Annotated in this window: 17 protein-coding genes; 10 read left to right on the forward strand and 7 right to left on the reverse strand. The window is 70.1% G+C overall.

What is annotated here, in order from left to right:
- Nucleotides 1-20 precede the first annotated feature (20 nt).
- Both EAT49_RS15345 and EAT49_RS15350 read left to right on the forward strand, forming a co-directional pair.
- On the forward strand, nt 21-827 hold the full coding sequence (locus EAT49_RS15345; protein ID WP_123643177.1) for an MBL fold metallo-hydrolase: 807 nt from the start codon (nt 21-23) through the stop codon (nt 825-827).
- The gene (locus EAT49_RS15350; RefSeq protein WP_123643178.1) at nt 827-2,236 is read left to right on the forward strand and encodes an FAD-binding oxidoreductase; all 1,410 of its coding nucleotides are present in this window, start codon (nt 827-829) and stop codon (nt 2,234-2,236) included. The genes EAT49_RS15345 and EAT49_RS15350 overlap by 1 nt, the downstream gene beginning before the upstream one ends.
- A gap of 899 nt (nt 2,237-3,135) precedes the next feature.
- Here the strand turns inward: EAT49_RS15350 and EAT49_RS15355 are convergent.
- Nucleotides 3,136-5,007 (reverse strand): putative bifunctional diguanylate cyclase/phosphodiesterase, encoded by a 1,872-nt coding sequence (locus EAT49_RS15355; RefSeq protein ID WP_123643179.1) that lies wholly within the window; start codon nt 5,005-5,007, stop codon nt 3,136-3,138.
- Between the two features lie 174 nt (nt 5,008-5,181).
- Between EAT49_RS15355 and mgrA the strand changes: the two genes are divergently transcribed.
- Genes mgrA through EAT49_RS15370 form a run of 3 tightly spaced genes read left to right on the forward strand, consistent with a single transcriptional unit; the run spans nt 5,182 to nt 7,678 of the window.
- Entirely contained in the window at nt 5,182-6,216 is a 1,035-nt protein-coding gene (gene mgrA, locus EAT49_RS15360) for an L-glyceraldehyde 3-phosphate reductase (RefSeq protein WP_123643180.1), read from the forward strand.
- Nucleotides 6,213-7,034 carry a TolB family protein gene (locus EAT49_RS15365; RefSeq protein ID WP_123643181.1) on the forward strand — a complete coding sequence of 274 codons (822 nt, stop codon included), beginning with the start codon at nt 6,213-6,215 and terminating at the stop codon, nt 7,032-7,034. The genes mgrA and EAT49_RS15365 overlap by 4 nt, the downstream gene beginning before the upstream one ends.
- Before the next feature lie 38 nt (nt 7,035-7,072).
- Nucleotides 7,073-7,678, forward strand: coding sequence for a nicotinate-nucleotide adenylyltransferase (locus tag EAT49_RS15370; RefSeq protein WP_123643182.1), 606 nt, complete (start codon nt 7,073-7,075; stop codon nt 7,676-7,678).
- Here EAT49_RS15370 and EAT49_RS15375 read toward each other — a convergent pair.
- Both EAT49_RS15375 and EAT49_RS15380 read right to left on the reverse strand, forming a co-directional pair.
- Nucleotides 7,675-8,250 carry a thymidine kinase gene (locus EAT49_RS15375; RefSeq protein ID WP_123643183.1) on the reverse strand — a complete coding sequence of 192 codons (576 nt, stop codon included), beginning with the start codon at nt 8,248-8,250 and terminating at the stop codon, nt 7,675-7,677. The two genes, EAT49_RS15370 and EAT49_RS15375, sit on opposite strands and share 4 nt — an antisense overlap.
- Before the next feature lie 148 nt (nt 8,251-8,398).
- On the reverse strand, nt 8,399-9,520 hold the full coding sequence (locus EAT49_RS15380; RefSeq protein ID WP_123643184.1) for a beta-ketoacyl-ACP synthase III: 1,122 nt from the start codon (nt 9,518-9,520) through the stop codon (nt 8,399-8,401).
- 169 nt (nt 9,521-9,689) lie between these two features.
- Between EAT49_RS15380 and EAT49_RS15385 the strand changes: the two genes are divergently transcribed.
- Nucleotides 9,690-9,947 carry a spike base protein, RCAP_Rcc01079 family gene (locus tag EAT49_RS15385; protein ID WP_123643185.1) on the forward strand — a complete coding sequence of 86 codons (258 nt, stop codon included), beginning with the start codon at nt 9,690-9,692 and terminating at the stop codon, nt 9,945-9,947.
- Nucleotides 9,947-11,254 carry a hypothetical protein gene (locus tag EAT49_RS21270; RefSeq protein ID WP_123643186.1) on the forward strand — a complete coding sequence of 436 codons (1,308 nt, stop codon included), beginning with the start codon at nt 9,947-9,949 and terminating at the stop codon, nt 11,252-11,254. Before EAT49_RS15385 ends, EAT49_RS21270 begins: the two co-directional genes overlap by 1 nt.
- Nucleotides 11,255-11,260: 6 nt before the next feature.
- Here the strand turns inward: EAT49_RS21270 and EAT49_RS15395 are convergent, their stop codons facing one another.
- The 3 genes from EAT49_RS15395 to EAT49_RS15405 all read right to left on the reverse strand — a co-directional run bounded on the left by EAT49_RS15395 (nt 11,261) and on the right by EAT49_RS15405 (nt 16,460).
- Entirely contained in the window at nt 11,261-11,584 is a 324-nt protein-coding gene (locus EAT49_RS15395; RefSeq protein ID WP_123643187.1) for a hypothetical protein, read from the reverse strand.
- A 210-nt stretch (nt 11,585-11,794) separates the two neighbouring features.
- Nucleotides 11,795-15,127, reverse strand: coding sequence for a carbamoyl-phosphate synthase large subunit (gene carB / locus EAT49_RS15400; RefSeq protein WP_123643188.1), 3,333 nt, complete (start codon nt 15,125-15,127; stop codon nt 11,795-11,797).
- Between the two features lie 46 nt (nt 15,128-15,173).
- Nucleotides 15,174-16,460: a glycosyltransferase family 87 protein gene (locus EAT49_RS15405; protein ID WP_123643189.1), complete on the reverse strand. Its 1,287-nt coding sequence runs from the start codon at nt 16,458-16,460 to the stop codon at nt 15,174-15,176.
- Nucleotides 16,461-16,639: 179 nt separating this feature from the next.
- Here EAT49_RS15405 and bchE point away from each other — a divergent pair, with 179 nt between their 5' ends.
- Together bchE and bchJ are read left to right on the forward strand one after the other, a co-directional pair.
- Entirely contained in the window at nt 16,640-18,334 is a 1,695-nt protein-coding gene (gene bchE, locus EAT49_RS15410) for a magnesium-protoporphyrin IX monomethyl ester anaerobic oxidative cyclase (RefSeq protein ID WP_123643190.1), read from the forward strand.
- A gap of 1 nt (nt 18,335) precedes the next feature.
- Nucleotides 18,336-18,914: a bacteriochlorophyll 4-vinyl reductase gene (bchJ, locus tag EAT49_RS15415; RefSeq protein ID WP_246003871.1), complete on the forward strand. Its 579-nt coding sequence runs from the start codon at nt 18,336-18,338 to the stop codon at nt 18,912-18,914.
- A gap of 75 nt (nt 18,915-18,989) precedes the next feature.
- Here bchJ and EAT49_RS15420 read toward each other — a convergent pair whose 3' ends face one another.
- The gene (locus tag EAT49_RS15420; RefSeq protein ID WP_123643192.1) at nt 18,990-20,231 is read right to left on the reverse strand and encodes an SAM-dependent methyltransferase; all 1,242 of its coding nucleotides are present in this window, start codon (nt 20,229-20,231) and stop codon (nt 18,990-18,992) included.
- A 140-nt stretch (nt 20,232-20,371) separates the two neighbouring features.
- Between EAT49_RS15420 and EAT49_RS15425 the strand changes: the two genes are divergently transcribed.
- Nucleotides 20,372-20,944, forward strand: a complete 573-nt coding sequence (locus EAT49_RS15425; protein ID WP_123643193.1) for a hypothetical protein — start codon at nt 20,372-20,374, stop codon at nt 20,942-20,944.
- The last annotated feature ends 50 nt before the right edge of the window (nt 20,945-20,994 follow it).

The raw sequence follows: 20,994 nt of genomic DNA on the forward strand, positions 1-20,994 counted from the left end.
TCCGTGCTAAATGCCGCGTCATGCGCTGGCTGATCCCGCTCCTTCTCCTCGCTGCCCTGCCCGCCACGGCGCAGGACCGGCGAGCCTCCCACTGCATCGCGCTGGTTCAGGCACCGGGGCTCGAGGTCATCCCGGCGAGTTTCCGGCAGCCGGTCGCCCAGGACAGCGTACGGCTGAGCTACATCGACCATTCCATGGTCCTGATCCAGACCGAGGACGGCACGGCTGCGGTCACGGATTACAACGGCTATCTCGGTCCCGCCGACTTCACGCCCGATGTCGTGACCATGAACAACGCCCATTCCACCCATTGGACGGCGCTGCCCGATCCCGAGATTCCGCATGTTCTCGAAGGATGGGGCACCGAGGAGAACCCTCAGGAGCACTGGCTCGACCTGGGGTCCATGCTGGTGCGGAACGTGCACACGGACACGCGGTCGGGATTCGGCGAGCCTCGGGTGAACGGCAATTCGATTTTCATCTTCGAGGTGGCGGGTCTGTGCATCGGGCACCTGGGGCATCTGCACCATGTGCCGGATGCGCAGCAGTTCGCCGCCATCGGTCGGCTCGACGTCGTGATGGCGCCGGTGGACGGGGGGCTGACGCTGACCCGGCCCGAGCTGATCGAGACGCTGCAGCGGTTCCGGTCATCCGTGGTCGTCCCGATCCACGCCTTCGGCGCGAGCAACCTCGTGCGGTTTCTCGAAGACATGTCCGGCGATTTCGCGGTGGAGATGGTGGACGGGCCGTCGATCGAGGTCTCGCTGAGGACGCTGCCGGACCGGCCGACGATCATGGTCCTGCCCCCGAGGTTCCTGTCGGACTGATGCTGAACGATGCCGACGACGCCCTGATCGCGCGTCTGCGCGCGGTGCTGCCGCCCGCGGCCTTTCGCGAGACCACGGAGCATTACACGCGCGAGTCGCGGGATCGCTGGCGGGGGAGGGGCCCGGTGGTGGCGCCGGGCTCGACCTCCGAGGTGGCCGAGGTGATGCGCGCCTGCGCAGGGGCGCGGGTGCCGGTGGTGCCCTTCGGCGGCGGCACGGGCCTTGTGGGCGGGCAGTTGAAGGGAGAGGGCGCGGTGCCGGTGATCCTGTCGCTGGAGCGGATGACGGCGATCCGCGATCTCCGGCCCGAGGAGAACGTGCTGGTGGCCGAGGCGGGCGCGGTTCTGGCCGATGTCCAGGCCGCGGCGGAGGCGGCGGGGCGGCTCTTTCCGCTGTCTCTGGCCTCGGAGGGCTCGGCGCGGATCGGCGGGCTGCTGTCGACGAACGCGGGCGGGATCAACGTGATCCGCTACGGCACGGCGCGGGCATTGTGCCTCGGGCTCGAGGTGGTCACCGCGGGCGGCGCGGTCTGGAACGGGCTGTCGCGGCTCCGCAAGGACAACACGGGCTACGATCTGCGCGACCTGATGATCGGCTCGGAAGGGACGCTGGGGATCATCACGGCGGCGAGCCTGCGGCTTTTCCCGCGGCCCGCGGCGGAGGGGACGGCGATGCTGGCGGTGCCGTCGCCCGAGGCGGCGCTGCGGCTTCTGGCGCTGGCGCAGGGGCAGGTGGGGGAGGGCATCTCGGCCTTCGAGCTCATTCACCGTCAGGGGTTCGCGTTCCTAGAGGAGGTGGGACCCGAGGTCACCCTGCCGTTTGCAGAGGCGCCCGATTGGTCGGTGCTGATCGACCTCGGCCTTCCCGCCGGCCTGTCGCCCGATGCCGCGCTCGAGGCGCTGTTCGAGGCGGCGGCGGAGCAGGGTCTCGCCACGGACGGCGTGATCGCGCGGTCGGAGGCGCAGAGGCGGGCGCTCTGGGCGGTGCGCGAGAGCATCCCGGAGGCGAACCGGCGGATCGGATCGGTGTCCTCGCACGACATTTCCGTGCCGGTGGGGGCGGTGCCCGCGTTCATCGCCGCCGCACCGGGGCGGCTGGCCGAGGTCGGCGAGTTCCGGGTCAACTGCTTCGGGCATCTGGGCGACGGGAACCTGCATTACAACGTGTTCCCCCTGCCCGGGAAGACGCGGGAGGACCACGCGGGGCAGCGGGAAGCGGTGAAACGGGCGATCCATGACCTGGTGCACGAGATGGGCGGATCGGTCAGCGCCGAGCATGGCGTGGGGCGGCTGAAGGTGGGCGATCTCGCGCGCTACGGCGATCCGGAGAAGCTGCGGATGATGCGGGCGATCAAGACGGCCCTCGATCCGCTGGGCCTTCTCAATCCGGGTGCCGTCCTGCCGGAATGAGGGCGAGACGCGGGCAACGTTAGCGGTTCGGTTACGCCTTGGGGTATAAGGAGGCCCTGTCCGGCCTCTCGGCGGTCCCGGGCGGTCTCTCGCCGACCCCGTCTCAGGGGGTGGTCCAAAACGGACCGGGGGGGGGCGCCCGGGGCCCGGTGCCACGCCGTGGAGTGGTGGCGGTCCTGCGGGGGCTGAGCGCGGGCGCGCTGCCCTCCTCTGCGTCGGCCCGAGGCCGATGAACCGGGGACACCGTGCCGGGGCGGCTGGGCGATGCCGCAACCGGTCAGCGGTCGGCGCGCGGGTTCCGAGTGGGGCGCCGAAGCAGGAGTCTGTCCCGGCGGCGGGACAGGAGTCCTGAGTGGGGGGCTTCACGCCGTGCGGGCAAGTGAGGTCGTCGAGCGCCGAAACGTTGAGGGGCTCGCGGGGGCGGACGAGCGAGGTCGTCGAGCGCCGGAGCGCGACGCTGCATGCCCCCGGGGACGGGACAGGAGCCTTGGAGGGGAGACTTCGCGCCGTGCCGGGCGAGCGGAACTGTCGAGCGCGGAGGCGGGAGGCTGCGTGCCCCCGCGGACGGGATAGCATTCCTGAACTGGGGACCGTGAGCCGGGGCGGGCGAGCGAGCTTGTCGAACGCCGGGGCGGGGGGGCGGCGCTGCCCGGCGGCGGGACGAAGCCCCCTGAACGGGACACCGCGTGCCTGGGGATGAGCGACCCGGCGGTCGGGGCGTCCTGACGGGGGGGGACGGGCTCCCTTCCAGACCACCCACTCTACACCAACCCCAACAGACAGGGGGGAGGCGGCGGTGAACCGGGGGCGGGGACGGTGGGACAGGGGCCTAGGAGACGGGACCGTCCCGTGTTCAGGGGTCAAGGGTCGCGGGGCGATCATGGGGCAGGCGCGGGTGCCTAGCCCGTGCCGGTCTGCAGGAGCGGGTCGCGGGCGTCGAGCCAGGCGAAGACATCGGCCTCGGCGAGGGGGCGGGAGAGCCAGAAGCCCTGGATCGTGGGGCAGCCCATGGCCCGCAGGCACGCCGCAGCCTCGGCCGACTCGACCCCCTCTGCGACCACGCCGAGGCCGAGATCGTGGCACAGGTCGATGATCGCCCGGGTGATCTTGGCGCTCGTCGTGTCGGTCAGGAGGCCCGCCACCAGCGTCCTGTCGATTTTCACCCCGGTGACCGGCATCCACGCGAGGTGGGCGAGACCCGCATGGCCGGTGCCGAAATCGTCGAGCACCACGTTGAAGCCCGCGGTGGCAAGATCGCCGATCACCCGGCCCTGGGGGCTGTCGGCGGTGAGCGCGCCCAGCATCGTCGTCTCCAGAACCTCGATCGTGATGTCGGCGCGGGGGATGCGGCGACCTTCGACCCCGTGGACGAGGCGGGGAACGAAGTCGGGATGGGTCAGAAGCTCCGTCGAGGCGTTGAAGGCGATGCCGAGGCCGCTGTGGCCCGCGGCGTCCAGGCGGGACTTGAGGTCCAGCGCCATGCCCATGGAGCCGAGATCCGCCGCCGCGAGGAGGCCCAGATCGCCCACGAGGTCGAGAAAGGAGCCGGGAGACATCAGGCCCTCGGTGGGATGACGCCAGCGCATCAGGGTCTCGAACCCGGTAACGCGCCCGGTCACGAGGTCGAGCTTGGGCTGGAAATGGCATTCGAGCTCACCGAACTCGATCGCCTCGCGCAGTTCGAGCGCCCGGCGCTGCTCGGCCATCTGCCGCTCGTGCAGGGTCTCGTCGTAGACGGCCACCCGGCCGCGGCCCCGTCGCTTGGCCTCGTAGAGCGCGAAATCGGCCTGCTGCAGCAGCATGTCGGCGTCGCGCGTTTCGGGCCCGGAGAGGGCCGCGCCGACGCTGGCGCCGACGGGAAGCTGCCGGTCGTTCCAGGCGAGCGGCCGGCGCGCGTTGGCGACCAGCCCGCCCGCGATGCCGCGCAGATCGTCGAGCGTCCGGAGGCCGGGGCAGATGACGACGAATTCGTCGCCGCCGATGCGCGCCACCAGATCGTCCGCGCGCACCCCGTCCTTCAGCAGGCGGGCGACGTGGACCAGCATGCTGTCGCCCGCGGCGTGGCCGTGGGTGTCGTTGATCTCCTTGAACTTGTCGAGGTCGATATGGAGCATCCCCAGCCGGGTGCCGTCCGTGCGGGCCTGGCGCAGCGCCTCGCTGGCCACGCGCATCATCTCCGTTCTGTTGGCGAGACCGGTCATCGTGTCATGGGTCGCGCGGATCCGCAGCTCCTGCGTGGCCTGGTGCAGCCGCTCCTCGCGTTCGATCTGTTCGGTCACGTCGCGGCAAACGAGGATCGCGTTCTCGCGGCCCGTCGCGTCGCGGCGAAAGGAGATGTTGATCTGGTTCCAGAATTCCGTCCCGTCGCTGCGCACGTTCCGGAAAAGCTGGAGCCGCTGCGTGGACGGGTCGCGGGGATGGTAGCGGAAGGCACGGATCGCGGCCTCGTCGGGCCGGTCGCGGGCGGGCACCGCATAGGTCAGCGGATTGCGGCCAACGATCTCGGTGCGCGGCAGGCCCATGATCCGGCAGTAGGCGGGATTCGGCCAGACAACCCTGCCGTCCATCTCCTGGATGACGATGCCGTCGTTGGCATGTTCGGCGGCCATGCGGAAATATTCGGCCTCGCGCAGTTGCCGCACCAGATCGACCCGGGTGCCGTGCAGATCGGCCCTGACCTCGCGCAGCGCGCACCAGAGCCGCCAGGCGAGCGCCGCTGTCGCGGAGGTGACCGCGATGAGGACGAGAAAGGAGATCACCATGAACGACATGCAGGGTCCGGTCCGGCCAGGAGCGCCCGCAGCCTGCCCGCCGCTGCCTTAGGGTCCGGTAAAGCCCGCAGCGAAGACTGTTTCGGGTTTGAGGCAATTGCGCGGAGTCGCCCTTCCGCCGCGCGGTCCGATGTGAAAAAACCCGGGGCAGACAGTTAGTCCGGAGGAGACCCCATGACCTACGTTCCCGCAGAAGACCGCTACGAGCGCATGGTCTACCGCCGCTGCGGCGCCTCGGGGGTCAAGCTTCCGGCGGTCAGCCTCGGACTGTGGCACAATTTCGGACACGATTTTCCCCACCAGGTGAAGCGCGACATCTGCCGCACCGCCTTCGACCTCGGGATCACGCATTTCGACCTCGCCAACAACTACGGCCCGCCCCCGGGATCGGCCGAGGAGGCCTTCGGCGAGATCCTGCGGACGGATTTCGCCGGGCTGAGGGACGAGCTGATCATTTCGTCCAAGGCCGGTTACGACATGTGGCCCGGCCCCTACGGCGAATGGGGCAGCCGCAAGTATCTGATCGCCTCCTGCGACCAGTCGCTGAAGCGGATGGGCCTCGATTACGTGGACATCTTCTACTCCCACCGCTTCGATCCCGACACGCCGCTCGAGGAGACCATGGGCGCGCTCGATCACATCGTCCGCTCGGGTCGCGCGCTCTATGCCGGCATCTCGAGCTACAATTCCGAGCGCACCCGCGCGGCGGTGGCGATCCTGAAGGACCTCGGCACGCCCTGTCTCATTCACCAGCCCGCCTACAACATGCTCAACCGCTGGGTGGAGCGCGACGGGCTGAAGGAGACGCTGGCCGAGCTCGGCGTGGGCTCCATCGCCTTCACGCCGCTGGCGCAGGGGATGCTGACGAGGAAATACCTGGGCGGCATCCCCGGCGACAGCCGCGCCGCGCAGGGCAAGTCGCTCGACCAGCGGATGCTGTCCGAGAAGGCGCTGGGCAACATCCGCAAGCTGAACGAGATCGCCGAGAGCCGGGGCCAGACTCTGGCGCAGATGGCCATTGCCTGGGTGCTCCGGGATGGCGGGATCACCACGGCCCTGATCGGCGCCTCGCGGCCCGAGCAGGTCGTGGACTGCGCCGGCGCGGTGGGCAATCTCGACTTCACCGCCGAGGAGCTGGCCGAGATCGACCGCTATGCCGACGAGGAGCAGATCAACCTCTGGGCGCAATCGGCCGAGCTCGACGGGTGATCAGCGAGCTCTGCCTCTGCGATCTCGGCGGGGAGGTCGAGGTCGTGCTCCGGCACGAGGGGCTGATCGAGGCGCCGAACTGGCACCCGGACGGCTATCTGGTGGTGAATGGTGGCGGCGCGATCTACCGGGTGCCGCTCGAGGCCCCGGCGCTGGAGCGGATCGACACGGGCTTTGCCGTTCGGCTGAACAACGACCACGGGATCTCGCCCTGCGGCCGCTGGCTCGCCATCTCGGACCATACCGAGCCCGGCTCGTCGTGCATCTACCGCCTGCCCGTGGAGGGCGGCACGCCCGAGCGGGTCACCGAGGCCACGCCGTCCTGGTGGCACGGCTGGTCCCCGGACGGGGCGCGGATGGCCTATGCGGGCGCGCGCGGCGACCGGCGGGTGGTGCAGCTCTATACCTGTGCGGCGGAGGGTGGCGACGAACGTCTGCTCACGGGCGCGTTCGACCATGCCGACGGGCCGGATTACGGCGCGGACGGGCAGTGGATCTGGTTCAACGGAGAGCGGGAGGCCCGCGTCGACCTCTGGCGGGTGCGGCCCGACGGAACGGAGCTCGAGCGGATGACCGGGGGGCCGACGGTGGACTGGTTCCCTCATCCCTCGCCCGACGGGCGGAACGTGGTGTTTCTCGCCTATCCGCCGGGCACCGTGGGCCATCCCGGGGGGCGCGACGTGGCGCTGATGCTGATGCCGTCAGAGGGCGGCGCAGCGCGGGTGCTGACGCGGCTTCACGGCGGGCAGGGCACCCTGAACGTGCCCTGCTGGGAGCCCGGGGGCGGGCGGTTCGCCTTCATGCGCTACACGGCCTGAGAGATGGGGACGGCGCGGACCGGGGGCAGGAGCGGCCCATGAGACGCAGCGACATTCCGAAGGCGGTGCCCGGCCAGCGGATCGGGCTTCTGGGCGGGTCCTTCGATCCGCCCCATGCGGGCCATGTGCATATCTCGAAGGCGGCGCTGACCCGCTTCGGGCTGAGCCATGTCTGGTGGCTGGTCTCCCCGGGCAACCCCCTGAAGCGGGAGGGTCCCGCCCCGCTTGGGAAGCGTCTCGCCGCGGCGCGGGCGCTGGTGGATCATCCGCGGATCACCGTCACCGGGATCGAGGCCCGTCTCGGCACGCGCTACACCGCCGAGACCCTGTCCCGTCTGTCGCGGCTTTATCCCGGCGTGCGGTTCACCTGGCTGATGGGCGCGGACAACCTGGCGCAGTTCCACCGCTGGCAGGACTGGCGCGGGATCATGGAGACCGTGCCCGTGGGCGTCCTCGCCCGTCCCGGACAGCGCATTTCGGCGCGGATGTCGAAGGCGGCGCGGGCCTATGCGGCCCACCGCCTGCCGGCCGCGTCCTCCCGGGCTCTGGGCGGGGCGGAGGCGCCGGCATGGTGCTTCGTCAACGTGGCGATGTCGGATGCCTCCTCCACCTCGATCCGTGCGGCGGGGGGCTGGGCGCGCTAGCAGCCCATCGCGTCGCGCCAGTGCCGCCGGCAGAGCGAGACATAGGTCTCGTTGCCGCCGATCTGCACCTGCGCGCCCTCGCGCAGCGCCTGCCCGTCGGGGCCGAGGCGGACCACCATCGTGGCCTTGCGCCCGCAATGGCAGATCGTGCGCACCTCGCGCATCTCGTCCGCGAGCGCGAGCAGCGTGGCCGAGCCGGGAAAGAGCTCGCCCCGGAAATCCACCCGGAGCCCGTAGCACATGACGGGGACCGAGAGGTCGTCCACCGCCCGCGCGAGCTGCCAGACCTGGTCGGGCGTCAGGAACTGCGCCTCGTCCACGAAGACGCAGGCGCAGGGCTGCGCCAGCCGCGCCGCGATCCGCGCGAGAAGGTCGTCGCCGGGGGAGAAGGTCTCGGCGGGCTGGCCGATCCCGATGCGGCTCGCGATCCGGCCTGCCCCCGCGCGATCGTCGAGCCGCGCGGTCATCAGGTAGGTCTGCATGCCGCGCTCGACGTAGTTGTGCGCGGCCTGCAGCAGCACCGTCGACTTGCCGGCGTTCATCGTCGAGTAGTGGAAATAGAGCTTGGCCATGCCGTGCCGAATGCCTCGCCCGGGGGCGCTGACGCAAGTCCTCGCGCGCCCGTCCCCCTCTCATCTGGCCTGAAATACTCAATTTCCGGGGCGGTGCCGCCGCAGGCGGCACCGCCCCGGATCGGCGCGCGCAGCGCGCCGAAACCTCTCAGCCCGCCTGCTCTACCAGCACGGAGCCCACGGAATAGCCCGCCCCGAAGGAACAGATCAGTCCCAGATCCCCTGGCGCCAGACCCTCCCGGGTCTGCGAAAAGGCGATGATCGACCCCGCCGAGGAGGTGTTGGCATAGTCCTGCAGGATGTTCGGCTGTTCGTGCGGCGCGGGCTCCCGGCCCAGCACCTTGCGGCCGATGTAGTCGTTCATCGTCCGGTTCGCCTGGTGCAGCCAGAGCCGCGACAGGTCCCCGGGCGCCACCTGCGCCTCCGACAGGTGCGCCGCGATATGCTCGACCACCAGCGGCAGCACCTCGCGGAAGACCTTGCGGCCGTTCTGCATGAACTGCATGTCCCGGCGGTCCTCCATCTGGTCCCGAGACCGGCGCAGGAAGCCCTCGTTGTTGCGGATGTTGTTGGAATACTGCGTGGCTGCCCGGCAGGACAGCACCCGCCAGTGGGCGCCCGCGGCCTCGTCGGCGCGCTGGAGCAGCACGGCGGTGGCCACGTCTCCGAAGATGAAATGGCAGTCCCGGTCGCGCCATTCGAGATGGGCCGAGGTGATCTCGGGAGAGATCACCAGCGCGGTCCGAACCGAGCCTGCGCGGATCATGTCTGCGGCGGTCTGGATGCCGATGGTGGCCGAGGAACAGGCGACGTTCATGTCGTAGGCGAAGCCCCCCGCGCCGAGGAGCGCCTGGATCTCCACCGCGATGGCGGGATAGGCGCGCTCGTGGTTCGAGGCAGCGCAGAGCACCAGATCGACGGCCCCGGCCTCCACCTGCGCCTCCGCCAGCGCCCGCCGCGCCGCGTCGAGGCCCATCTCCGCCATGAGCGAGGGCGCGTCGTCGGCCCGGGGCGGCAAGCGCGGATACATCCGGTCGGGATCGAGCACGCCCTCGGGTTCCATCACATAGCGCGCCTCGATGCCCGAAGCCTCGAGGATGAAGGTCTCCGAGGAAGGGGCCTTCGGCTCCACCTCGCCCGCGGCGATGGCCTCGGCATGGGCGGCGTTGAAGCGCTCGGCATGGGCGTTGTAGGCCGCCACGAGCCTCGCGTTGTCGATCCGGTGCGGCGGCGTGAAGACGCCGGTGCCGGTGATGGCCGGTTGATGCATGGCGACCCCCTTGGGGGGCAAGGTGGTGGCGCCCGCGCCGCTTGTCCAGCCTTCCACCGTTGCCGCCTCGCAGCCCCCGGCGCGCGGCGACGCGACGTCCCGGTGAGGGGGCGGCACTAGGGTCCGCCGCGCCGGGCGCTGGGCCGGGCTTTGGCGGAGGACATACCAGATGGATCACTTCAAGAGCACGGTACCCGGTCTCGACGCACCGCCCTCGGGTCTTTTCGCGATCACGCCCGACGATGCTGCCGATCTCGCCGTCTTCACCCGGGCGGTCAACGTGACGGTTCCGGGCCATGTGCGGCTGACCGCGGTGGACGGCACCGAGGGCCGCGTCTTCGTCGCCGCGGGCATCCTCTTTGCGGTCCGGGCGCGGCGGATCTGGGCCACGGGCACCGATGCCGCGGGCATCACGGGGCTTTACTGATGCCGGTGATCGGTTGCGGGACCGGGCCCGCCGCGACGCTGACGGGCCTTCTGCCCGCGCTGCCGCCCGCGGCGGGGTTCGAGGCGGCGCTGGCGGCGGTGGCGGGCGCCGCGCCGGGATATCCGGGGGGAAACCTCATCACCGAGGCCCAGGGTACTCTCGCCAGCCTCGCTGGCTGGGAAGTGATCCAGGGGGCGGCCACGCTGGGCCCCGGACAGGTGGCTTTCGCCCGGGATGCCGCGCCCCAGCGGGTGCGGCTGGCGCTGCCTGCGCCGGTGGCGGCGGGAACTCGGGTCCGCGTGCTCTGGCGGCAGGAGGGGGCGGGCGGGCTCGGGGCGGAGATGGGCGGCGTCACGGGCGCCTTTCGCCACGGTGCGGGCTGGCAGGGGACGGACCTGACGCTGGTCGAGGCCGCCGTTGCGCTCGACCTTGTCGCTCAGGCCGGGGCGGACGGGCTGGTCCTGCGCGAGGTCGCCCTTCTGCCGCTGGCGGCGGAGGGGCATGACATCCTGCTGCTCATGGGGGACGAGGGGATCACCGGCGCGCGCTCCGGCGCGGCGTCCGATCCGGTGGCGGAGCGTCCCGGGCCGCGGGTCGATCTCTTCCGGGACGGTGTCGTCGGGCCGGCCCTCGCGCCCGTGTTCCACCGCGAGAGGGGGCGAGGTCTCGGACCGGTCGAGGCCTTCGCCGCGCTATACGCAAGGCGCGCGCTGAGGCCGGGGCGGCGTCTTCTCCTGGTTCCGGCAGGCAGGGCGGGGGCGGCGCTGACCGCTCCTGAGGCGCCCTGGCGGCCCGGGAACGGGCGCGCGGGAGCAGGCGATCTTTTCGGCGCGGCGGTGGCCGATGCGCTGGCCGCGCTGGCCCTGCCCGGCGAGGCGCGGCTGGTGGCGGCCTGGTGGGCGGGCGGTGCCGTCGATCTCGTGGCGGGCGCGGCGCCGGTGGACTACGCCTTGGCGCTGGCGGATCTGGTGGCGGGCCTGCGGGGGGCGCTGGGGGCGGACCTGCCCGTCGTGATCTCGGGGGCGAACCCGGCGGCGGCTCCGGCGGAATGGCTCGCGGCCGAGGCGGCGCTCGACCGGGACAGCGGCGCGCCGGGGGCGGTGCCGGGGGTCATGGTCGTGCCCTGGACCGCGGGCCTCGGGGACGGCACGGCGCCGGGCGAGGCAGCGGCCTTCTCGGGCGGGGCGAACCGGCTGAGAGGTGCCGAGGCCGCGCGGGCGCTGATCGACCGGGAACTGGGCGCAGCGGCGCTCGACGTGATCGGCCCCGGCGACCTGATCACCGAGGATCTGCTGATCGCGGCCTGAGACGCCTCAGCGAACGGGCACGCTGTAAAGGACGTAGCCGTCGCGGCGGGCCACTTCCCGCGCGCCGGTCTCCGTGACGAACACGCCGAGGTTCTCGGCGTCCTCGGGACACCCGACGAGATCCGCCGCGTCGTCGAGGAACTGGTTGGTGTAGGCATCCTCGCCGATGCGCCGGCAGACGTCGCCCTCGGCGCGGTAACCTGTGCCGAAGAACGGCAGCGTCGTGGGCGGAAAGGCGACCGGCTGTCCCGACGGCGGTGAGGCGGGCGGCATCGGCTCGCAGGCCATGAGGCCGAGGGCAGCGGCGGCGAGAAGGGTGGGGCGAAGCATGGCGTGGTCCTCCAGTCCTGCAGGAATGAGCCTAGCACAGAACCGCGCCGCCGTCGCCCCGGTCCCTGCGCGGAAGCTCTGGACCGAGGCGGCACATCGGTGGCCGATGTCCGAGAAGATCAAGCCTGTGCCCGGATCATGTGCCAGGCTGGGGGACCGGGGTCGCGCCATGTTCGAAACCTGCCAGCGCGTCCGGCAGGCTCCGGTCGATCAGCCCTGCAGCGCCCGGACGCGGACCTCGTCTTCCTCCCGCGCGCGGATGGCGAGGGAGGCGGCGTGGGCGCCGGCGGCGGTGGTGTAGTAGGGGATGCGGTCCGCGAGCGTGACCGCGCGCATGGAGCGGCTGTCCTCCACCGCGGCGGCGCCCTCGGTGGTGTTGAAGACGAGGTCCACCTGGCCGTCCTTCAGCAGGTCTAGGATCGTGCGGCCGCCTTCGTAGGCCTTGTTCACGATCTCCGCCTCCACGCCCTGTTCTCCGAGCCAGGCCGCCGTGCCGCGCGTCGCCAGGATCGTGAACCCGAGGCCGGTCAGGATCTCGGCGGCCTCGCGCATGGCCTCCGTCTTGTCGGCGTCGCGGATCGAGATGAAGACCGTGCCGCTTTCGGGCAGGTGGGTGCCCGCGCCCATCTGCGCCTTGAGGAACGCGCGGGCGAAGCTGCGCGCCCAGCCCATCACCTCGCCGGTGGAGCGCATCTCGGGACCGAGAAGCGTGTCGACGCCGGGAAAGCGGTTGAAGGGCATCACCGCCTCCTTGACCGAGAACCAGGGCGTCTTCGGGTCCGCCAGCGTGAAGGGCGCGCCGAGCGGCAGCACCGTCATCGGGTCCTCGGCGGGCGGGTAGGGCGGGCGCAGCGGGAAGTTCGACAGGGGCTCGCCCGCCATCAGCCGCGCGGCGATCCCCGCAACCGCGCTGTCCGTGGCCTTGGCGACGAACGGCACGGTGCGCGAGGCGCGGGGGTTCACCTCGATCAGGTAGACCTCGCCGTCCTTGACCGCGAACTGCACGTTCATCAGCCCGACGACCCCGAGGGCGCGGGCCAGCGCCTCTGTCTGGCGGGTCAGCTCGGCCACGATGTCATCGGGAAGGGTGTGGGGCGGCAGGCAGCAGGCGCTGTCGCCGGAATGCACGCCCGCCTCCTCGATGTGCTGCATGATGCCCGCCACATGGCAGGCGGTGCCGTCCGACAGGCAGTCGACGTCGACCTCGGTCGCGCCGGCGAGGTAGCTGTCGAGCAGCACGGGCGACTTGCCCGACACGACCACGGCGTCGCGGATGTAGCGCTTGAGCCCGTCCATGTCGCGGACGATCTCCATGGCGCGGCCGCCAAGGACGTAGGAGGGCCGGATCACCAGCGGAAAGCCGATCTCCTCGGCGATGGCGAGCGCCTGGGCCTCGGAGGACGCGATGCCGTTGCGGGGCTGCTTCAGCCCCAGCTTCGTCACCAGCGCCTGGAACCGCTCGCGGTCCTCGGCGAGGTCGATGGCGTCGGGCGGCGTGCCGAGGATCGGGATGCCCGCGGCCTCGAGCGCATTGGCGAGCTTGAGCGGGGTCTGGCCGCCGAACTGCACGATCACGCCGTGCAGCGTGCCGTTGTCCTGCTCGACGCGCAGGATTTCCATGACATGCTCGAAGGTCAGCGGCTCGAAATAGAGCCGGTCGGACGTGTCGTAGTCGGTGGAGACGGTCTCGGGATTGCAGTTGACCATGATGGTCTCGTAGCCCTGATCGCCGAGGGCGAAGCAGGCGTGACAGCAGCAATAATCGAACTCGATCCCCTGGCCGATACGGTTCGGGCCGCCGCCGAGGATCACCACCTTCTTGCGCCCCGAAGGCCGGGCCTCGCATTCCGCCTCGCCCATCGCGGGGGTCTCGTAGGTGGAATACATGTAGGGCGTCTGCGCCTCGAACTCGGCGGCGCAGGTGTCGATACGCTTGAACTGCGCCATGACGCCGAGGTTCTCGCGCGCGCGGCGCACCTGGGCCTCGTCGCGGCCGGTCAGATGCGCGAGGCGGGCGTCGGTGAAGCCCATGGATTTCAGCCGGCGCAGGCCGTCCTCGGTCATCGGCAGGCCCTCGCGGCGGATGCGGGCCTCGGTGTCCACGATCTCGCGGATGCGGGCGAGAAACCAGGGGTCATAGGCCGTCGCCGCATGGATCGTGTCGTCGCCGATCCCGTGGCGCATGGCCTGGGCGATGACGCGGATGCGGTCGGGCGTCTGTTTCGCCAGAGCCTTGACGATGGCGGCCTCGTCGGGGGCGCCCTCGATCTCGATCTCGTCGAAGCCCGTGAGGCCGGTCTCCATGGAGGCCAGCGCCTTCTGCATCGACTCGTGGAAGCTGCGGCCGATGGCCATGGCCTCTCCGACGGATTTCATGGCGGTGGTCAGGTGCGGCTCGGCGCCGGGGAACTTCTCGAAAGCGAACCGCGGGATCTTGGTGACCACATAGTCTATCGAGGGTTCGAAGGACGCCGGTGTCACTTTCGTGATGTCGTTGTCGAGCTCGTCCAGCGTGTAGCCCACGGCGAGCTTTGCCGCGATCTTGGCGATGGGAAAGCCCGTCGCCTTCGACGCCAGCGCCGAGGAGCGGCTGACGCGGGGGTTCATCTCGATCACCACCATGCGGCCCGTCTGCGGGTCCACGGCCCATTGCACGTTCGATCCGCCGGTCTCCACCCCGATCTCGCGCAGCACGGCGATCGAGGCGTTGCGCATCGCCTGGTATTCCTTGTCCGTGAGCGTCAGCGCGGGGGCCACGGTGATGGAATCTCCCGTGTGCACGCCCATCGGGTCCACGTTCTCGATGGAACAGACGATGATGGCGTTGTCCGCGCGGTCGCGGACCACCTCCATCTCGAACTCCTTCCAGCCCAGCAGGCTTTCGTCGATCAGGATCTGTCCGGCGGGGGAGGCGTCCATCCCGGTCCGGCAATAGTGCATGTAGTCCTGCCGGTTGTAGGCCACGCCGCCGCCCGTGCCGCCGAGGGTGAAGGCGGGGCGGATGATGGCGGGCAGGCCGATCTCCTCCAGCGCCTCCAGCGCCTCGGCCACGCCCGCGTCGAGGTCGTAGTGGCCGTCGGCCTTTTTCGGGGCGGTCACGATGGTGGCGCGGGGGTTCTCGAGGCCGATCCGGTCCATCGCCTCGCGGAAGAGCTTGCGGTCCTCGGCCATCTCGATGGCCTGGCGGTTGGCGCCGATGAGTTCCACCCCGTACTGGTCGAGCACGCCCATGTCCGCCAGTTTCAGCGCGGTGTTGAGGCCGGTCTGCCCGCCCATGGTGGGCAGCAGCGCGTCGGGCCGTTCGTGGGCGATGATCTTGGCCACGACCTCGGGGGTGATCGGCTCGATATAGGTGGCGTCGGCGAGCGTGGGGTCCGTCATGATCGTGGCGGGGTTCGAATTGACCAGCACGACCCGGTAACCCTCTTCGCGCAGCGCCTTGCAGGCCTGCGCGCCGGAATAGTCGAATTCGCAGGCCTGGCCGATCACGATGGGCCCCGCGCCGATGATCATGATCGACCTGATGTCGGTTCTCTTCGGCATCGCCCGTCCCCCGTCTTGCCGGTGCGCCCGGCCAAATCCGAGGGGGTTATAGAGAGACCGGGCTTGCGCGCAAGGGGCCGCCTGCCGCGTCGCGGCGATGCCGGATGGCGAGGGCGAAAAGGCCCGCCATGGCGAGCACGGTAAGCGAGCCCATCACGGCAGGATCGAAGGGCGACGGCACCAGCGCGATGAGAAGAGTGAAGGCGTGGGGCGTCAGAGGCGCGGCGATCAGGGCGAACATCACCCCGCCGCGGCGCAGTCCGAAACGGTCCAGCAGATGCGGCAGGAAGGCCAGCGCGGGCAGGTAGTAGTAGCCCCAGGCCAGCGGCGAGACGAAGGCCAGCGCGATGAAGAGCACGGGCCAGATCAGGATGTCGGGGTCCCGCCCGGCCCGGCGTGCAAGGCGCGCCGCGGTAAAGGCGAAGGTCAGGATCGTGGCCAGCGCCACCATGGACAGCATCTGCCAGAGCGCGGGCTTCTCGAGCATCTTCCAGCCGCCTTCGGCGTGGGTGATGTCGACGAGATCCTGGAGCCTCAGGTTCCAGGCCATCAGGGCGTCGAGGCCGTAGTTGAACCCGGTGACGATGATGCTCGCGCGGATGGCGTCGATCTCCGAAAGGAAGGCCTCATGCAGCGGCCAGCCCGCAAGCGCTACCGACAGCGCGCCGAGGCCGCCTCCGAAGAGGGCGAACCAGCCGACCGGACGCCATCGCCCAGAGGCGATCCAGACCACGACGAGGAGCGCCGGAAAGAGCTTCAGCGCCGCGGCGAACCCCAGCGCCGCGCCCGCCGCCGCCATCGCCCCGGCGCGCGCCCGTTCCACCGCCAGCACCATGAGGAAGGAGACGAGGATATGGGGCTGGTTCTGCTGGAGCGCGACGATCCCGGGCAGGGTGAAGACCACCACGAGCCCGCCGAGGAAGGTCATCATCTGCACCGACACCTCCCGGTCGTCGACGCAGCGTGCGGCGAGCCAGACCATCCCGACCATCAGGAGCGGGTTGAGAAAGGCCGCGATGCCCTTGAAGAGCCAGTAGGGCATCACCTGGGTCAGGGCGCCGGCCAGCGCGGCCCAGAGCGGCGGATAGACGAAGGGGTAATTCACGCCCTCGAGCCCCTCGGCCGCGGACCAGTCGTCCCAGCTTTCGAGGGCGCGCATGGTGAAATAGCCCTCGTTCCCGGCGTAGATCTGCGAGGGCGCGCCGAGGCTGTAGAAATGCCCGGCGATCCAGGTGGCGCGCAGGTCGGGCGATGGGTCTCCGGCGAAATAGAGCCAGCTGAACGCCGCGAAGGAGAGGAAGATGAGCGGCGTGTACCACGGCGGGTGGGTCATGGGATCGTCCTGCTGTGCCTCCTGCGCCCGTCATGCACCGCGAACGCTTTCCCGATGCTTAACCGAAGGCCGCCCGGCCACCAAGCACCGATGCATCTGTCAACTTCTTCTGATTGATGTATGTCAATCAAACCTGACAGTGCGCGGGCTAGGGTGGCGGAAACCTGCGGGAGAGCGCCATGCGGATTCTGTTCGTCCACCCCAACTACCGCTCCGGCGGGGCCGAGATCGCCGGGTCCTGGCCGCCGGCCTGGGTCGCCTATCTGACCGGCTCCCTGCGGCGCGCGGGCTTCGACGACATCCATTTCATCGACGCGATGACCCACGATCTGGATGACGACGCGGTGCGTGCAAAGATGGTCGAGTTGCAGCCCGACGTGGTGGGGACCACCGCCATCACGCCGTCGATCTACAAGGCCGAGCGGGTGCTGGAGATCGCGAAGGAGACGGTGCCCGGCGCGCTCCGGATGCTGGGCGGGGTCCATGCCACCTTCATGTTCAAGCAGGTCCTCTCGGAGGCGCCCTGGGTCGATGTCATCGTGCGCGGCGAGGGCGAGGAGATCCTGACCGAGCTGATGCTCGCCGTGGAGGACGGGCGCTGGCCCACGGACCGCTACCGGATCAAGGGCCTCGCCTTCCGCGACGGGGAGGAGATCGTGGCGACCGAGGCCGCGCCCACGGTCAAGGATCTCGACGGGCTCGACCCCGACTGGTCGATCCTCGAATGGGACAGCTACACCTACATCCCGCTGAACACCAAGGTCGCCATTCCGAACATGGCGCGCGGCTGCCCCTTCACCTGTTCCTTCTGCTCGCAATGGAAGTTCTGGCGCGACTACCGCGTGCGCGACCCGAAGAAGGTGGTGGACGAGATCGAGAAGCTGGTGACCGAGCACGGCATCGGCTTCTTCATCCTCGCGGACGAGGAGCCGACCATCAACCGCAAGAAATTCGTGGAATTCTGCCAGGAGCTGATCGACCGGGGCCTGCCGGACAAGGTGAAATGGGGCATCAACACCCGCGTCACCGACATCTACCGCGACCGCGAGCTCTTGAAGTTCTACCGCAAGGCGGGGCTCGTGCACGTCTCCCTCGGCACCGAGGCCGCGGCGCAGATGAAGCTCGACATCTTCAACAAGGAGACGAAGGTCGAGGAGAACAAGACGGCGATCCGGCTTTTGCGCGAGGCGGACATCCTCGTGGAGGCGCAGTTCATCGTGGGCCTCGACAACGAGACCGAGGAGACGCTGGAAGAGACCTACCGCATGGCCTGGGACTGGCAGCCCGATCTGGCCAACTGGGCGATGTACACGCCCTGGCCCTTCACCCCGCTGTTCCAGGAGCTGAAGGACAAGGTCGAGATCTTCGATTTCTCGAAATACAACTTCGTCACCCCGATCATGAAGCCGAAGGCGATGGAGCGCGGCGAGCTTCTGAACGGCGTGATGAAGAACTACCGCCGGTTCTACATGAAGAAGGCGCTGTTCCATTACCCCTGGCGCGGGACGGGGTTCCGGCGGCGGTATCTGCTGGGCTGTCTCAAGGCCTTCGCCAAGGCGGGCTTCGCGCGGACCTTCTACGACCTCGGCAAGGCGGGCTACTGGGGGCCGCAGTCCAAGGGATCGGTGGATTTCCACTTCGACGAGACGCGCACCATCGCCGAGGCGCAGATGGCCGACTGGGAGGCTGCGGCCGATCGCGCGGCGCGCGCCAAGGAGCGGCGCGAGGCGGTGAAGGCGCAGATGAAGGGTCGCGCCGCGGAGCGGGCGCTATCGGGCGACGGCGCGCCGGAGCGGACGCACTCCTTCCGGATGCCCAACGGGGCCGAGGTCCGGGCCTGCGGCGGCGGCGATCAGCAGATGGAAGGCGTCTGAGGTGACCGCCGGGCTGATCGGCCCGAACGCCCTGTTGCAGCTGGGGCCGGTGCTGGTGGCCGAGGGCGGCACGGCCCTGCGCGACGAGATCTTCGCGCTGGGCGGGGCCGGGATGCCGCCGGCGGAGGGGATGATGCCCGAGGCCCCGGCGGCACGGGTTCACCAGGCGCTGCGCGCGCGGCTGCCGCACGAGGCGCCGCGCCTTGCGCGGGCGGCGGGCGAGGGGGTGGGGCGCTACATCCTCGCCCACCGCATTCCGCGCGCAGCGCAGGTAGTTCTGAAGGCGCTGCCGCCGCCGCTCGCGGCGCGGATGCTGTCGCGGGCCATCGCGAGGCACGCCTGGACCTTCGCCGGGTCGGGGGTGTTCTCGGCCGCGGGGCCCTGGACGTTCGAGATCGGCGACAATCCCATCGTCCGGGGGGAGGTCAGCGATGTGCCGCTCTGCCACTGGCATGCGGCGGTGTTCGAGACGCTCTACCGGGCGCTGGTGGCGCGCGATGTCCTCTGCCGGGAGACGGCGTGCTGCGCCCAGGGGGCGCCCGCCTGCCGGTTCGAGATCGCGCGGGGCGGGCAGGGCTGAAGCCCGGCCTGAGGGGAGGACCCAGCGACGGACCCTCGTAGGCCGGGCTTCAGCCCGGCACGCCCTTACCTTCCATCACTCCGCCGCGTGGGCGGTCTGCGCATAGGCGGGCGTTCCGTCGGCCGGGTAGAGGTAGTCGCGCGTGATCGGCACGGCGTCGCGCTGGTGGCCGAGCTGGAACTGGAAGACGCAGAGCCGGTCCTGGCGGAAGCCGCTTTCGGCGATGGTCAGGTAATAGCGCCACATGCGGCAGAACCGCTCGTCATAGAGCGCCCGCGCCTCATCGAGCCGCGCCACGAAACGGTCGTGCCAGTGGCGCAGGGTCTCGGCATAATGGAGCCGCCAGACCTCGACGTCGAGCGTCATCATCCCCGACTGCTCGACCGAGGCCAGCGCCTCGGACATGGCGGGAATGTAGCCGCCCGGGAAGATGTACTTGCGGATCCACGAGGAGGTCGCCTGGGGCGGGTCCTGGTTGCCGATGGTGTGGATCAGCGCCCGGCCATCCGGTTTCAGCAGCTTCGCCACCGTGGCGAAATAGGTGTCGAACTCGGGTCGGCCCACATGCTCGAACATCCCCACCGAGACGATGGCATCGAACCGGCCGCGCACCTTGCGGTAGTCCTGCAGGCAGATCTCGACACGGTCCTCGAGCCCCGCCTCGCGGACGCGGGCGGTGGCGACGGCGTGCTGTTCCTCCGAGAGGGTGATCCCGAGGACCTCGGCGCCGTAGTCCCGCGCCAGCGTGATCGCCATGCCGCCCCAGCCGCAGCCGATGTCGAGGACCCTGTCGCCGGGGCGCAGCCGGAGCTTGCGCGCGATGTGCTGTTTCTTGGCCTCCTGCGCCTCGTCGAGCGACATGCCGGGATGGGCGAAATAGGCGCAGGAATACTGCCGGTCGGCGTCGAGGAAGAGGTCGTAGAGCCGGCCCGACAGGTCATAGTGATGGGCCACGTTGCGCCGCGCGGCATGGATCGGGTTGCGGCGGAAATAGCGCTGGACCGGGGCGGCGAGCCTGTGGCTCCAGCGGATCAGGGCGGGGTTGTTGCCGGCGCTGCGGTTCTCGACGGCGAGGTGGATGAAGGCGCGCATGGCGTCGTCCTCGAAGACGATGCCGCCGTCCATGTAACCTTCGCCCAGGGCAAGTTCGGTGTCGAGACAGAGCCTGCGGGGAAGGGAGGGGTCGGTGATCCTGACCCGGATCGGGGCCGCTCCCGGCTCTCCGTATCGCCGGACCTTGCCGGAGGGGTAGGTGATTTCGACGGCGCCGCGCCGGAACAGTCGCGTCAGCGCCCGATCAAGGGCCCATGTCCACATCGCTCGATTCCCGATACGTCATGTTGTCGCACCTCAAGAATAAGGTTTTCCTTGCGGAATTCCAGTCCCGGCCACCCGGCTTGCCCCGAGGCGGGGCGCGGCGCTACCACTTGGGGCGGAACAGCATGGGGAGACTGCCGATGACGCGTCCTGCTGCAGCAGTTGCGGCCTGCGTCCTCGCTCTCGGTCTCGCGGCGGACCGCGCCGCGGCGCAGGTACAGCCGCGGGATTACTGCCCCGAAGACCATTCCGGATATGCCGACGGCAGCGACCTCGGGATCGTGGGTCCCCTCGTCGAGGGGGTCTACACCGAGCTGGCGCGTGGCGTCCGGGTGGCGACCGGCGTGCAGGAAACGCCCGTCGAGGTGACCTATGACGACATGCGCAACCGGCTCTACATCGGCGAGTCGGGCGGCGCGCGGGTGGAATTGCGGATGGTCCGCGACGGCGCGAAGCCCCTGCGCTGGGATTATTCCCGGGGCGAACCGCTGGACCCGTCGGCCTATGTCAATCAGACCATGACGCCTGCGGAGTTCGGTCTGCTGGCGGGATGCGTCTTCGACCGGCCGCCGCAGTTCGAATGGACGATGTCGGGCGGCGGCCGCTCGGCGGGCGGGCTGATCACCTTCCTGGGCGACACGATGGCCGTCGGCGTGAAGTGGAACTCGGCCACGGCGGCACGCGAGACCACCCTGCTGCGCCCTGACGGTTGACTTCGTCCGCGCGGCTTGGTCAATCGGCGCGGGCCGGGCAGGCGCTCGCC

The sequence above is a fragment of the Histidinibacterium lentulum genome (assembly GCF_003789055.1).
Lineage (GTDB): Bacteria > Pseudomonadota > Alphaproteobacteria > Rhodobacterales > Rhodobacteraceae > Oceanicola > Oceanicola lentulus.

Coding starts and splice junctions, on each gene's coding strand:
- EAT49_RS15345 (WP_123643177.1), top strand. CDS start 21: ATGCGCTGGCTGATCCCGCTCCTTCTCCTCGCTGCCCTGCCCGCCACG.
- EAT49_RS15350 (WP_123643178.1), top strand. CDS start 827: ATGCTGAACGATGCCGACGACGCCCTGATCGCGCGTCTGCGCGCGGTG.
- EAT49_RS15355 (WP_123643179.1), bottom strand. CDS start 5,007: ATGTCGTTCATGGTGATCTCCTTTCTCGTCCTCATCGCGGTCACCTCC.
- mgrA (WP_123643180.1), top strand. CDS start 5,182: ATGACCTACGTTCCCGCAGAAGACCGCTACGAGCGCATGGTCTACCGC.
- EAT49_RS15370 (WP_123643182.1), top strand. CDS start 7,073: ATGAGACGCAGCGACATTCCGAAGGCGGTGCCCGGCCAGCGGATCGGG.
- EAT49_RS15375 (WP_123643183.1), bottom strand. CDS start 8,250: ATGGCCAAGCTCTATTTCCACTACTCGACGATGAACGCCGGCAAGTCG.
- EAT49_RS15380 (WP_123643184.1), bottom strand. CDS start 9,520: ATGCATCAACCGGCCATCACCGGCACCGGCGTCTTCACGCCGCCGCAC.
- EAT49_RS15385 (WP_123643185.1), top strand. CDS start 9,690: ATGGATCACTTCAAGAGCACGGTACCCGGTCTCGACGCACCGCCCTCG.
- EAT49_RS21270 (WP_123643186.1), top strand. CDS start 9,947: ATGCCGGTGATCGGTTGCGGGACCGGGCCCGCCGCGACGCTGACGGGC.
- EAT49_RS15395 (WP_123643187.1), bottom strand. CDS start 11,584: ATGCTTCGCCCCACCCTTCTCGCCGCCGCTGCCCTCGGCCTCATGGCC.
- carB (WP_123643188.1), bottom strand. CDS start 15,127: ATGCCGAAGAGAACCGACATCAGGTCGATCATGATCATCGGCGCGGGG.
- EAT49_RS15405 (WP_123643189.1), bottom strand. CDS start 16,460: ATGACCCACCCGCCGTGGTACACGCCGCTCATCTTCCTCTCCTTCGCG.
- bchE (WP_123643190.1), top strand. CDS start 16,640: ATGCGGATTCTGTTCGTCCACCCCAACTACCGCTCCGGCGGGGCCGAG.
- EAT49_RS15420 (WP_123643192.1), bottom strand. CDS start 20,231: ATGTGGACATGGGCCCTTGATCGGGCGCTGACGCGACTGTTCCGGCGC.
- EAT49_RS15425 (WP_123643193.1), top strand. CDS start 20,372: ATGACGCGTCCTGCTGCAGCAGTTGCGGCCTGCGTCCTCGCTCTCGGT.